The sequence below is a fragment of the Dictyobacter arantiisoli genome (assembly GCF_008326305.1).
Lineage (GTDB): Bacteria > Chloroflexota > Ktedonobacteria > Ktedonobacterales > Ktedonobacteraceae > Dictyobacter > Dictyobacter arantiisoli.
This window is the reverse complement of sequence record NZ_BIXY01000129.1, coordinates 1-12,133: the sequence shown is the minus strand read 5'-3', so window position 1 is coordinate 12,133 and position 12,133 is coordinate 1. Positions and strand designations below refer to the sequence as shown.

Annotated in this window: 13 protein-coding genes; 6 read left to right on the top strand and 7 right to left on the bottom strand. The window is 51.7% G+C overall.

Features of this window, described 5'->3' with window-relative positions; translation table 11 throughout:
* Positions 1 to 220: 220 nt before the first annotated feature.
* Positions 221 to 1,126 (top strand): hypothetical protein, encoded by a 906-nt coding sequence (locus F1593_RS25910; protein WP_149404458.1) that lies wholly within the window; start codon positions 221 to 223, stop codon positions 1,124 to 1,126.
* 162 nt (positions 1,127 to 1,288) lie between these two features.
* Here the strand turns inward: F1593_RS25910 and F1593_RS25905 are convergent, their stop codons facing one another.
* The 4 genes from F1593_RS25905 to F1593_RS25890 all read right to left on the bottom strand — a co-directional run bounded on the left by F1593_RS25905 (position 1,289) and on the right by F1593_RS25890 (position 5,295).
* Positions 1,289 to 1,813, bottom strand: coding sequence for a GNAT family N-acetyltransferase (locus F1593_RS25905; RefSeq protein WP_172632460.1), 525 nt, complete (start codon positions 1,811 to 1,813; stop codon positions 1,289 to 1,291).
* A gap of 819 nt (positions 1,814 to 2,632) precedes the next feature.
* The gene (locus tag F1593_RS25900; protein ID WP_149404456.1) at positions 2,633 to 3,385 is read right to left on the bottom strand and encodes an SDR family NAD(P)-dependent oxidoreductase; all 753 of its coding nucleotides are present in this window, start codon (positions 3,383 to 3,385) and stop codon (positions 2,633 to 2,635) included.
* A gap of 30 nt (positions 3,386 to 3,415) precedes the next feature.
* On the bottom strand, positions 3,416 to 3,880 hold the full coding sequence (locus F1593_RS25895; protein WP_149404455.1) for a MerR family transcriptional regulator: 465 nt from the start codon (positions 3,878 to 3,880) through the stop codon (positions 3,416 to 3,418).
* Between the two features lie 137 nt (positions 3,881 to 4,017).
* Entirely contained in the window at positions 4,018 to 5,295 is a 1,278-nt protein-coding gene (locus F1593_RS25890; RefSeq protein ID WP_149404454.1) for a glycosyltransferase family 4 protein, read from the bottom strand.
* A 690-nt stretch (positions 5,296 to 5,985) separates the two neighbouring features.
* Between F1593_RS25890 and F1593_RS25885 the strand changes: the two genes are divergently transcribed.
* From F1593_RS25885 to F1593_RS25870, 4 genes are all read left to right on the top strand, one after another.
* Positions 5,986 to 6,759, top strand: a complete 774-nt coding sequence (locus tag F1593_RS25885; protein ID WP_149404453.1) for an alpha/beta fold hydrolase — start codon at positions 5,986 to 5,988, stop codon at positions 6,757 to 6,759.
* 255 nt (positions 6,760 to 7,014) lie between these two features.
* Positions 7,015 to 7,719: a CBS domain-containing protein gene (locus F1593_RS25880; RefSeq protein WP_149404452.1), complete on the top strand. Its 705-nt coding sequence runs from the start codon at positions 7,015 to 7,017 to the stop codon at positions 7,717 to 7,719.
* Positions 7,720 to 7,744: 25 nt separating this feature from the next.
* A complete protein-coding gene (locus F1593_RS25875; RefSeq protein ID WP_149404451.1) occupies positions 7,745 to 9,733 on the top strand; it encodes a GNAT family N-acetyltransferase in 1,989 nt (662 codons plus the stop codon).
* Between the two features lie 272 nt (positions 9,734 to 10,005).
* Complete coding sequence (locus F1593_RS25870; RefSeq protein WP_149404450.1) at positions 10,006 to 10,290, top strand: hypothetical protein; 285 nt, start codon at positions 10,006 to 10,008, stop codon at positions 10,288 to 10,290.
* Positions 10,291 to 10,438: 148 nt separating this feature from the next.
* On the opposite strand, the gene F1593_RS25865 is transcribed toward F1593_RS25870, so the two are convergent.
* Together F1593_RS25865 and F1593_RS25860 are read right to left on the bottom strand one after the other, a co-directional pair.
* A complete protein-coding gene (locus F1593_RS25865; protein ID WP_149404449.1) occupies positions 10,439 to 10,627 on the bottom strand; it encodes a hypothetical protein in 189 nt (62 codons plus the stop codon).
* 31 nt (positions 10,628 to 10,658) lie between these two features.
* Positions 10,659 to 11,186: a response regulator transcription factor gene (locus tag F1593_RS25860; protein WP_172632459.1), complete on the bottom strand. Its 528-nt coding sequence runs from the start codon at positions 11,184 to 11,186 to the stop codon at positions 10,659 to 10,661.
* Between the two features lie 293 nt (positions 11,187 to 11,479).
* On the opposite strand from F1593_RS25860, the gene F1593_RS28695 reads away from it, so the two are divergent.
* A complete protein-coding gene (locus F1593_RS28695) occupies positions 11,480 to 11,644 on the top strand; it encodes a hypothetical protein (protein WP_172632458.1) in 165 nt (54 codons plus the stop codon).
* A gap of 286 nt (positions 11,645 to 11,930) precedes the next feature.
* Here F1593_RS28695 and F1593_RS28690 read toward each other — a convergent pair.
* On the bottom strand, positions 11,931 to 12,133 hold a 203-nt coding region (locus tag F1593_RS28690), incomplete at its 5' end, for a glycosyltransferase (protein WP_172632457.1).

The window sequence follows — 12,133 nt, the reverse complement described above, 5'->3', positions numbered from 1 at the left end:
ATGCACCCGTGAGTGCATGAAACGCTTCTGGACATCGGACCGCTACTCTCCAGGAGCAATCCTGCTGAGCAAGTCGGATGGTGGAAAGAAGAATCCCCCGGATTTATCCGGGTGGAGTGTCAATAAAGGTTATAATTAAAAACTATAGAATACAGGAATTTTTGTATATGTCTACTGCATTGTGAAGTTGGAACTTCAAATGTTTGAAAGGGGATAAAGCATGCCAATACGACCGGAAGGTAGAATTGAACCGTCAGAGTCACCGGCTCCTGATAATTATGCAATCTTAAGTGATAGCGAGAGTAGCGAGAGTAGCGAGAGTATGCGGACATTAAGTGATAGCGGGCGTATGGAGGAGGAGAGTGGAGTGCTTCAGAATTTATATAATCGACCCCAATATGAGCAGCCGTTAGACTTCACCAAGCGAGAGGTGCGCCCGTTTAAGGGCGAGAGAGAGTCACAGTTGAACCAATGGCCAATACAGCTAAGAGCGCACCTACAGACAAGAAGGGAATTACAGCAAATACAGCAAAGAGAGGACATACAGGTAAGAGATTATCTACAGCCAATGCGAGCTGAAAGGTTAGCTGATCCAAACTCTGCAGGAGGACCAGTACCAGAGCTACATATTGATGAGCCAACCTATTATCAAATGTTCAAAGCAGCCTTTAATCCCGAAGCTATGAAAAATGAACACGATGCATTGGTCGGTTTTAAGTATTGGAGTGATTTATTTAACCAGGAGGTAGCAAAAGCGAAGAAGACTGAAATAACGGCTGGATCAAAGATTGAAGAATTTAGCAAACAATATAACGATTTATTCCAGCGAACGGACAGTGATGCTTTAGGTGAAATAGCCTCTCTACATGATGAAATAGATTTTTTTAGATCTAAGCTTAGTGCTCTGCCGGAGACAATCAAGTATAATATAACATCAATGGAAGCCAACCGAGAAAGGTATAAGGGGGATCAAGTAGCTAGTATGAATTCTATTATTGAGAAAGCGCAAGAAGAACTCGGGACATTACCAGATTTCGGTCAACACATAAATGCCTTGACATCGCTACGTAATAAAGTCCGCGACTTCCTGTCGCCCTCTTCGAGTCCGACGCGCGATGTTTGGTAGCGTAAGGGCCAGTACGGAGGAGAGTGCGAAATATCTCTGCGCTCATTATCATCAATATGAAATAAATGATTGATAGATAAGAGCACTCTCATCTTTTTCTGTGAGTGCTCTTGTTTTCTCAATTGGGTACATTCTTGTGTGAATTGGATGAGTTGTCTCTATCTAAAGGGTTGGATCTAAAAGGAGGATCATCAGTTCTTCGTCGAGATAGAGGCCGTCCTGTTTCACGGCGCGGGGGGCCAGGCCGTAACTTTGAAAGCCAAGTGAGCTGTACAGTTCGCGCGCCTGGACGTTGGCGGCGATAATCGAGAGATGGATCTGTTCGAGGTCGGGCAACTGCTGCGCGTGCTGAATGAGTTCCTGGAGCAGCATGCGAGCAATACCCTGACGGCGGGCGGGCGGCATGACATAGACACCCCATAGCAAGCCTTTGTGGCGCATTTTGGTCCGGTGGTCACGTGTAAAGCCAGCCGTGCCTAACAAATTCCCTTGCTCGTCGAAGGCGCCCAGCACAAAGTGCTCCGGTGGATCTCCCAGGACCTGGAGGTTCTCAGCAACCTCACGCAATGTCTTCTGCTGCTCTTCCTCATAGGTTGGATCAAAAGCATCGGGCGCTTCCTGAGATCCGTGTAGACGGAGCATATGGAAGCTAGCGGAATCATCCTGATGTAAAAAGCGAATATGCATACCTGACGGCATCCCTTCTTGAAAGTGGTGTATTTGTTATTGTACCTCACAGGAGCTCAGTGAGCAAGTTGCATCGCATATTCAAGGCTACAAGATAGCGTGCCACCAGAAGGGGCAGAGCAGGAAAAATACTATGCGAAGGGAAGTGGAAAACCAGAATATGGTTCTACTTCCCTTCACATAGCAGAAGGAAAAAGGGGAGAGAATATGAATATGACTGGGTTTGGGATTGGGACTGGATCAAAAATGGTTCTATAGCAGAGCAGAGCTGAGACACTTATGCAATACGGTTGTAGTACAAGGAAGTACCTCCTGCTTTACTAGAGAATATGAGTCTACGCCTGTTCGTTTCGTACGCAGCTAGTATAACATAAAATAAAGCGTTATGGAATAAAAAATCTATTAAGATTTTGAAAACTTTTTGTAAAGAAGATGCTTTAAATGCTGCATAATTCGCATATGCCTATGCATGATCAGAGTACTGCTGGCTTCATTTGAAGGGTTGCCCGCTACGCGGGCGGGAGGAGGGAAGAGACCGGGGCACAGCCCCGGACCCCAGGTTAAGGGTTGCACCCTTAACAATCCCGCTTCTGTTGGCGCCTATGGGGACGCAATCCCATAGGTGCCAACAGAAGGCTTTTCAAAAGGGCGCAGGCGCGTCGGCGCCTGTCAGCAGGTGAGTAGCAAGATCCCGATGGGAGTGGGAAGCAAACACTATCTTAACTCGACTTTGTACAATTTTGAAAGCGTGAGCTCGAAAATGCGTCGCACTCACCCTTTTTCGCGGGCTCACAAGCCTAAAAATGTACAAAATCGAGCTTAAAGATGGATACCACCGGAAGCTTCGATTCTCTGCCCGTTGACCCAGCGGGTCTCCTCGGAGAGTAATGCCGCGACGATACCACCAATGTCTTCGGGTTGACCGACGCGACCAAGTGCCGTCTGTGAGGCAATCCGTTGGTTGACTGCTTCATTATCACGAACCATGCCGCCTCCAAAGTCTGTTGCTATGGCGCCAGGAGCGACCGTATTGACGGCAATATGTTGCGGACCAAGCTCGACTGCCAGGTAGCGCGTCAGTACCTCAACCGCACCTTTGGCTGCACCATAGGCACTATTGCCTGGATAGGAAAAGCGCGCAAGTCCTGATGAGAGGTTGATGATACGTCCGCCATCCGCCATCAAGGGAAGCAGCGTTTGTGTGAGGAAGAAGACGCCTTTGAAATGGACGTTGACCATCTGGTCAAATTGCTCTTCGGTCGTCTCGCTGAATGAGGCGTGAATACCAAATCCAGCATTATTGACGAGGAAGTCAAAGGTATCCCTGTTCCAGGTCTGTTTGAGTGCCTGCTTCACCGCTGCTGCAAAGGCGGCAAAAGATTTAGTATCAGACACGTTGAGTTGCAGTGCGACGGCTTTGCGACCCTGCTTCTCGATCAAAGCGACTACCTCTTCGGCCTCTTCTTTTTTGCTATTATATGTCAGAATAACGTCATGTCCTTTTGTTGCGACATTGAGCGCCATAGATTTTCCAAGCCCACGGCTTCCGCCGGTGATGATTGCTATTGTCATGAGTAGTTCCTTTCAAGTCAAGAAGAGAGCTTATTTTTCTGTAATGATCCGTTTTGCCAGACCAGTGGTGATTGTACCAATTTCCCGCGCCTTTGCATCGTCGCCATTCTGGACCGCTTTCCAGAATGCGACCTTCTGTTCCAGGTAGCGAAGATGCTTTTGTTTCTGCGCCAGCTCTTGTTCCAGCGCTTTTTTTTGCCCTTCAAAGAGAGCAAGCTGCTGAGCGGCAGCCGCTTTTCCCTCTTGAAGAAGAGCAAAATACATCCGCATATCCTCAATCGACATACCCGTTGTGCGTAAGCAAGCCAGCGTCTCAATATTCTGGACATCTTCAGCGCTATATCTGCGATGCCCACTACTGCTGTCTCGCTGTACTCTTGCGAGTAAGCCAATCCGTTCGTAGTAACGGAGCGTATGTTCGCTCAGACCACTTCTCTCAACCACTTCCTGGAGCGTAAAGTGGGGAGGCGTTTTCGTCTCTGTAGTATTTGACATAAAGGCATTATGCACTACCTGGAGTGCTCCAGGTCAAGAGTCTGTCGTGGCTTTTTTGAAATTGGTTGGAATTCCTTGAAAAAAGGTAGAGGTTGGATACGGAAGCCCGACCATTGGAGCCGGGCTTGGCCGTAAGTTTACTGACGGATGCTTTTTTGATCAACTTCGTATGAGATCTGGGGGCGTTGTGGCGTGCGGGAGACGCTGGGGACACTGTAGTTGCCTGTGACGGCTTCGCTATTGGAGGCCAGGGGCCGTGTGGTCGTGATGATAGGGATGGTTGAGGTGATGGTGTCGGCAACCGAGCGTTTCATGCGGACCGTTTTGAGCAGATGAGCGGTGCGGACACGCTGATAAATCTCGCTGTATTTTTTGACCATGCTCTGAGCGGAAAAATTGCGATCCACATAGTCCCGAATCGTACGGCGGTCGAGCCGGTCAATCTGTGCTAAGGCCCGAATCATTTCCTGTTTGTCGCGTACCAAAAATCCACTTTCGCCATGGGCAAGGACTTCTGGCGCGGCCCCACGGGCAAAGGAGATGACAGGACAACCGACGGCCATGGCTTCAAGTATGACCATGCCGAAGGGTTCTTCCCAGGTGATAGGATTCAAAAAGGCGCGTGCTCCACTCAGGAGCGCGATTTTTTCCTGCATGTTGACTGGACCAATATATTTGATTTGCCGCCCATCGATAGAGGGTTTGATTTCACGCTCGAAGTATTCGATAGAGACCGGGATGTGCCGATCAATGGTGCCCGCCAGGATCAAAGGGAGGCCTGTGGCTCGTGCGACCTCAATCGCGGTGTGGGCTCCTTTTTCGGGGACAAATCGTCCCATCCAGGCGAGATAGTTTTCGGGATGGAGCGTGGTGGGTTTGAATTCATGCATCGGCAGGCCATGCGGGACGGTTCCTACAAAATGCAATGGATAGGTGACCTCTGCTTTAGCACTCTCACTAATCGCGATCATTGGCACCGATTTAATCCATTCCATATAGAAATCATCGGCATCGCCGGTCCATTCTTGTACACGATCAAAGGGGAAGCGGCTGTGTAAGGTGGTGACCATGGGTATGGACAATTGACTGGCTAACGGAAAAGTGTACATATCCGCACTGGAAGAGAGATGAGTATGCACAATGTCGAATTGATGATTTTTTAGATACTCAATCGCTTTATAGGTGTGGAAATATGCCTTTAAATGGGCTTGCCAGGGGACACCACTTTCGAGCAATGAGCGAGAGAAGAACGAGATCAGACGTGCCGACGTTCTGGCATCACCTGGCGCGAAGAGTGTCACATCGTGGCCTTGTGCCACCTGCTCTTCCACGATATTATAGATAACGTTCTCGGTTCCGCCATAATTTTTTGGAGGAATGGTAATCCAGGGAGGCGCAATATGTGCTATTTTCATATCAACCCCTTTTCTCCTTTTTGTGCCCCCAGTGTTCAATGCTACCCTACAACCTGTTTGGATCTGAGGACCCAATAGTTACACGATTTCCATCCGGAAAAAGATACATACGGTAGAGCAGCAAGAGCATAAAAAAGCGCACAACAAGGCAATAGAAATTCGCATCGATGGTTCGCCCACGACGTGGGTGGAGGAGAAAGTGAAGGCCAGGGCAGTGCTCTGGTCAAGGCCAAGAATACTTGAATTGCTCATCTTTCGCAATAAACAGTGTATGTAGAACAAGGTGAGGCGATACAGCTCAGCGTCCAAAACACTTTTAAACTGTATATAGTATACACTATTTTTGTTGCGCAATGCCACTTTCAGGTGAAAAATGGGCTCTTCGCCCTTGCACGCACCGAAATCTCGCCCGTAGCCTCTCCAAACCTCAAGGATGGTGGTACGATGAAGGAGAAAGCGCACCTCCATTTCTCCATCATGCTTCTCGGTCTTTGAGCAGTATTGTCCGTCAGGGGTTGCCGCTCCTGCATCTTGCTTTCATTCTAAAGGATGTAGATCCGAGAAATGTCCTGTTTCAGTCGTTTATGGGGTGTGAGCAGATGCTTTATTTGCTTTGTGTTTGTTTTATTATTTATAATGTTTTGAGTCTGTCTGTTGTTCTGTTGATAGGTGTTTAGAAGAGAGGTTCAGATGTTTCTTACTGCGTCTGATGGGGTGAAGATTGCGTATGATGTGCAGGGGGAGGGGCCAGCTTTGTTACTGCTACAGGGCTTTGATGAGATGCGACAGCAGTGGCAGGAGTTGGGATATGTCGAGCGTTTGCGCCAGCATTTCCAGGTGATTACGCTGGATCGGCGGGGAATTGGTGAGAGTGATTGTCCAACTGATCCAAAGGCTTATAGTCCTGAGAAGATGCTGGCCGATGTGTATGCGGTAGCTGATGCCTGTAAGGCTGAAACGTTTCTGGTCTGGGGCCATTCCTTTGGTGGGACGGTGGCGCTGCATCTGGCGGCCCATTCCAAACGTGTGAAGCGTGCGGTAGTGGCCGGGAGTTTCTTTGGGCATATTTATTTTAAAGAGCGGATTGAGCAAATTACATCAGATCTGCGCGTTCTCGATAAGGCCTGGCAGGAGGGTACGCTACGCCAGCTTGGTCTGGATAACGAGGATGTGCGTTGGGTGGAGCAGCGCCATATTCCTGCTTTAATTGCATGCTGGCAGGCGTTGGTCTCCTGGCCGGTGATCGAACCCCGCGAGATCCAGTGTCCACTCTTTGTCTACGCTGGTTCCGATGATCGACGCATCAGCCGGCCCCTGCTAGAGCGGCAGGAGGATATTGATGATGCCGGTATCCTGCTGCGTATCTTTGAGCACATGGATCATGAGCAGGAGATCAGTAGCGTCGACATCGTCTATCCGCCCGGCGAGGCTTTCCTGCTCGCAAACGCCTCGAATCCCTCGTAGCAACCACCCTTTACAGGCAATACCGCTTAAACAACGAGAAGCACGATGGAGAAATGGAGGTGCGTGCCGAGGTCGCAACCGAGGTGCGCTTTCCTCTTGCTCGCACCGAAATCTCCCCCAACGCTCTGTCCCTTGCTTCGGCGCGCACCTACAGATGAGGCCACTATGTGCTATGATACAGACAATCTATTTACCTATTGACGCGGGCAGGCCAGCGTGGGCCCTGTGGCGTTGATAAGCATTCGGGAGGGTGTTATGATTGTTCGCGATATTATGGCAACAAAATTAACCACGGTTGAGCCAGATGATACGCTGGCGCATGCTGCGAATTTGTTGCGTCAGTTTAGCGTGCATCATTTGCCGGTGGCGCGCAAGATGTATCAGAACAGTCCTGAGGGGGTGCGTACGACGTTGTTGCTCTGCGAGGGATTGCTCTCGGCGCAGGATATTGATCTGGCGGTGGCGTTGTCTGAGCAGGATCATCAGTTTCTCTGGCAGGATCGCAAGGTGGTGGAGGTGATGCATGCAGCCTCGCTGCGCGTGACGCCTTCGACCAGTGTGGCCGCAGCCGCTCAGATTCTGGTTGAGTGGGGTCTGCATTGTTTGCTGGTGGTGGAGTATATGCTGGTGAAGGAGGAGACGGAGACGGTGCTGGTGGGCATGTTGACGCGTAGCGATCTGTTGCTGGCTCTGGCTCGTGCGATGGGGACCTTTGAACCAGGCATGCAACTGGATATCGCATTGCGCCCTGGCGATATGACGCCTCTGGCACGGACATTACTGCTGGCAACCGAGCTGCATATGCGGATTAATAGTGTCTTAGCCACGCCACTACCCGATGGTGCATTGACGGTGGCGACGATCCGCCTGGGAACGATTAATCCCACGCCGTTATTGATGCGCCTCAAGTCCGAAGGCATCACCTACTCGTTTGGCAGTCCATTTACCATCAGATCCTGATAGAAGAAGGCGGCAATAGAATAAGATGACGAATGCTTTTTCGACACATCGGGCCCGGCTGATCTTTGATCCGCTGGAATTGAACTACGATTTTGGTCTTCAGCATCCCCTGCATCCCAGCCGCCTGCGTGCGCTGATCGATCTGCTGGCCTGTAGCGATCTCTGGCAGATGGATGATGAGCGGACACGCCTGGAACTGCGGCCCGCCACGCTCAGTGAGTTGAGCCTGATCCATGATGAGGACTATCTGGCGGCTGTCCAGCAACTCAGCCAGCCGGTGCCGAAGGATGCGGATGCGGCGACGCTGGCACTGCGCTCCGAACTGACGCAGCGCTATGGTTTCGATAGCGATACTCCGCCTGTGCCCGGGATGCATGATGTTTCGGCGGTGATCGCGGGCGGCTCGCTGGTGGCGCTGAGCGCGGTAATGGGATTGCCAGAAGGTGGGACGTTCGCATCTGAGGATGAGCGCCCACTGCACGTCTTCCATCCCCAGGGAGGACTGCACCACGCCTGGGCGGATCGCGCGTCGGGCTTCTGCGTCTATAATGATGCCGCCGTCGCCATCGCACATGTCCTGCAGGCGGTCGAGGCCAAGATCCTCTATCTGGATTTCGATGCTCATCATGGGGATGGCGTGCAGCGCGCCTTCTATGATGATCCTCGGGTGATGACGATTTCGATCCACGAGACGGGCCGCTATCTCTTTCCTGGCAGCGGCGATGTATTGGAAATGGGCAATGGGAACGCGCGTGGCTACGCCGTAAACGTGCCTCTAGAGCCGTTTACCGAGGATGATAGTTATCTTGAGACGATGAATCCTTTGCTTTCCCAATTGGTGACGGCCTTTGCACCGGATGTCATTGTGACCGAACATGGTTGTGATACGCATGCCTGGGACCCGCTAACCCATCTTAATCTGACGATGCGCGGGATTTCGGCGCAGATGAAGCTGGCGCATCAATTGGCGCATACCTATTGTGGTGGACGCTGGGTCGCGCTCGGTGGCGGCGGCTATGCGCTCTATAGTGTGGTACCACGGGCCTGGAGCGCGCTCTGGGCCGAGATGTCCGAACAATCCCTGCCGGTGGATCTCCCCAGGGAATGGATTGAGCGCTGGCGTCCCCTCTGGGAGCAGGCGCGAGAGCAGGAGTTGTCAGGTCAGCAGGTGATGGGGAAGATCGCGCACACGGGAGAGTTTCCGACGACCTTTCTGGATCGCAGTGAGCAGTTCCCGCCCCAGGCCCGGCGCTGGGAGATCAACTATGCCAATCGTCAGACGGTAGGATTGCTGCGCCATATGCTCATTCCGTCCTCAATTCGTCAGGCCTTCCCGGTTACACGCAGCCACTCGCCGTTCTCGGATCTCTTTGATCTCCTGCATCTCAACCGTTCCAGCACCCCCTCGCGCATTCGGACCCTGCAAACCTCGCGTGGGGCGGTACTCCTGCGCGACTTTTGTCCCCCCTCGCTGATTGATCGCCTGCACGCGGATAAAGGCTTAAGCGCCTTCTCGCGTGTCCCGGAGCGCGAACATCAACTCCTGCTTGACATCGCGCGCAGTCCAGATTGTGCCCTCACCGTTGCTCACACCCCGACCGGCGAAATCATCGGACAGGTCACCATCGCCCCCGCCGACGAATGGTGGGATGGCGTCGACAATCTCTATGAGGTCGCCATCGAGGTCAGCGCCGACTGGCGCGGCATGGGCATCGCGCAACAGATGCTCGCCTTTGCCCTCGAACTGGACGCCAAAGAGGACATGATCTTCTTCGCCATCGGCCTCTCCTGGCACTGGGATGCCGAGGGACTGGGGATCTCCATGTTCCGTTATCGTGAGCTCATCAAGCATCTTTTCGCTACCCAGGGCTTCGTCGAATACTCGACCACCGAACCCAACGTCAGCCTTGAGCCGGCCAACGTCCTCGTCGCCCGTATCGGTGAGCGCATCGACAAACGCATCGCCAGCCAGTTCCTGCACCGCCTGAGTCGCTCGTCCGCCTTCACCGTCTGACCCGAGCAACAATCAAAGCATAGGCATCAATTTCGGCTGGGGATGTAATCCCATCATGTGATGAGTGGCGGGGATGCAAGGGGCGGCGAGCCCCTTGACTGGGGGATCGGGGGCTGTCTGTGCCCCTGTCATCTCCCCCCACAACTCATCAAACGAAGTTTAACAAAGTACTAGATAAGAAAGATAAGAAAGCTTAGAAATTGAAACTATTCTCTAAGCTTAACCGTATTAGTAGAAGTGCGATGATACAAATATTGTTGAAGGAAATCATTATGCAGCACAAAGCTTCCACTTCGTTTCATTTTGCTGACCAACCTGACGATCCTGATAACACTGGCAACACTAATAATGCCGACGATACTGATGAATTTAAAGATGTTGACCGCTTATTCAATAAATTAGAGCATTTTGATCCTCCTGCCAATATGGTCGCGCGCATCATGGGCGCGGTCTCCAAACTGCCCTCTTATCCACAGTTAGAGAAGCTGAAAAAAGAAACGACTTTTTCTGAACAGGATGGCATGATCGTCTACTATGACAATAAGGAGCCATCATAAAAAGGCATGACCAGCAATGTGGTCATGCCCCGGTGTGTAGTAGTCGTAGTAGTCGGATACTGGACTGGGCTAGCCAGTTCTCTCACATATTGATACGTGCTGTTTTGTGCTGTCCTGTCTGAGGATCAGTGGTTGTGGGGCATCTGCTTTACGCGATCTGCTCCGAGAGTTTGCCGGTTGAGACCAGCCAGCGAATAAATTCCAGGCGACGCTTGGCGATCTGAGCCTGGTTCTTCTCCTTATCCGAGTAGTCCTTACGAAGCTTGTTAAGCTGAACGACTTCATTTTCAGCAAATCCACCATTACGCAAAATTTCGCGATCTTCGTAGCGGTCCATATGATGCTCCTTTGTAACTAAAGAAGAAGAACTATTGTGATGGTAGGTGCGGCAACATACGAGTGATGCGCTTGAGTAGAGCCTGTAGTGAGTAGGGTTTCGACAAATGATCCAACATCTGACGACTCTCTCCACGGTTGCGTAGATATTTGCGTGCATTGGTCACAGAACTGGAGGTGATCAAGACGGGGATACTCGCCTGCGCTCGGAGAGTTTGCAGGACATCCCAACCATGAATCTCTCCCGGTAATTCGAGATCGAGCACGACAAGATCGGGAATAGTGTGGTGGAGCGTGGCAAGAGCAAGCTCACCACTGGCTACAGCGACGACGTGATACCCATGTGCCGTTAATATGTCAGCTTCCAGTGTGGCGAGTGTTGGATCATCCTCAACCACCAGAATGTGTTGTTGGTGATGGAGCCCTCCATGTTCCTGGTTGGCGACGGCTTGCCCCAGATTGGAGAAACGCGGTGCATCCACCGGGATTTCCAGCGAGTGTTCCAGCGTATTCTTATCGCCATTTTCAGTTAATGCGTTGGCAGCGCTGTTGTCATGCATGACGGGCATCCTGCTTCCGCTAGCTACCAGAATACATCCGTTGTGTGAGATTCGCATCCCAGCGATTTCTCTAAGTACAGCTTACTCTATTACGCGTGAGGAACGTGTGAAATTTTTGCTTCTGATGTGAAAATGGTGTGAAAACCATTGATATTCACCACTTTTTGCTGTCTCTGTGCCTGACCGGCGCCTTTTAAAGAAGAGGAAGGATGACCACTCGTGCCCATCCTCGTAGCAACCACCCTTCACGGGCAATACCGTTAAAATAAGAGTGATTTTGGGGAAAACCACAAATGATGGAGAACGTAGGTGCGTGCCAAGGCCGCAGCCGAGGTGCGCTTTCCCGTTCACGTACGGCCATCTCCCCCAACGCTCTGCGACGCACCCTGGCAGGACGGTTGCGGGATGAAGGAGCCTCCGGGCGAGATGCTGGTACGATTCACGGAGCCTCACCGTAAAGGATGAGGCCTTCTCTGTCGAGGGGGTTGGTTTTTTCCCAAATCATTCCTTCTGCCGGGGTAGCATGAGGCGAGATGTCGGTACGTGAACGGGAAAGCGCACCTCGGCTGCGGCCTTGGCACGCACCTACGTTTTTCGTCATGATTCTCGTTATTTAAACGGTATTGCCCGTGAAGGGTGGTTGCTACGGCGTGAGGTGCCTCAATCACCTTCTTGAGGTGGTATTGCCCGTGAAGGGTGGTTGCTACGGGGGATCCGTTGGGATTGTGGGTGGGTGTGAGCGGCTTATGTGTTTAATTGAGATTGGAAAAGCTGGTCCCATTGTCGTGCGATGGTATCCCAATGGAAGCGGGCGGCAGTGGCATAGGTGTGGGCCTGTTGGGAATAGTGCTGTCTCATGGCAGGGTTCTGATAGAGCAGGTTGAGCAGGCTGGTCAGTTCAGCGGGATGAATCTCGCCTACCTGGAGTTCGGCTGGCTGGAAGTCTG

What these genes read in the sequence shown, in the direction of transcription:
- F1593_RS25900 (WP_149404456.1), bottom strand. Translation starts at nt 3,385, where the DNA reads ATGACAATAGCAATCATCACCGGCGGAAGCCGTGGGCTTGGAAAATCT.
- F1593_RS25870 (WP_149404450.1), top strand. Translation starts at nt 10,006, where the DNA reads ATGCAGCACAAAGCTTCCACTTCGTTTCATTTTGCTGACCAACCTGAC.
- F1593_RS25910 (WP_149404458.1), top strand. Translation starts at nt 221, where the DNA reads ATGCCAATACGACCGGAAGGTAGAATTGAACCGTCAGAGTCACCGGCT.
- F1593_RS25860 (WP_172632459.1), bottom strand. Translation starts at nt 11,186, where the DNA reads ATGCATGACAACAGCGCTGCCAACGCATTAACTGAAAATGGCGATAAG.
- F1593_RS25885 (WP_149404453.1), top strand. Translation starts at nt 5,986, where the DNA reads ATGTTTCTTACTGCGTCTGATGGGGTGAAGATTGCGTATGATGTGCAG.
- F1593_RS25895 (WP_149404455.1), bottom strand. Translation starts at nt 3,880, where the DNA reads ATGTCAAATACTACAGAGACGAAAACGCCTCCCCACTTTACGCTCCAG.
- F1593_RS25905 (WP_172632460.1), bottom strand. Translation starts at nt 1,813, where the DNA reads ATGCATATTCGCTTTTTACATCAGGATGATTCCGCTAGCTTCCATATG.
- F1593_RS28695 (WP_172632458.1), top strand. Translation starts at nt 11,480, where the DNA reads ATGATGGAGAACGTAGGTGCGTGCCAAGGCCGCAGCCGAGGTGCGCTT.
- F1593_RS25875 (WP_149404451.1), top strand. Translation starts at nt 7,745, where the DNA reads ATGACGAATGCTTTTTCGACACATCGGGCCCGGCTGATCTTTGATCCG.
- F1593_RS25890 (WP_149404454.1), bottom strand. Translation starts at nt 5,295, where the DNA reads ATGAAAATAGCACATATTGCGCCTCCCTGGATTACCATTCCTCCAAAA.
- F1593_RS25880 (WP_149404452.1), top strand. Translation starts at nt 7,015, where the DNA reads ATGATTGTTCGCGATATTATGGCAACAAAATTAACCACGGTTGAGCCA.
- F1593_RS25865 (WP_149404449.1), bottom strand. Translation starts at nt 10,627, where the DNA reads ATGGACCGCTACGAAGATCGCGAAATTTTGCGTAATGGTGGATTTGCT.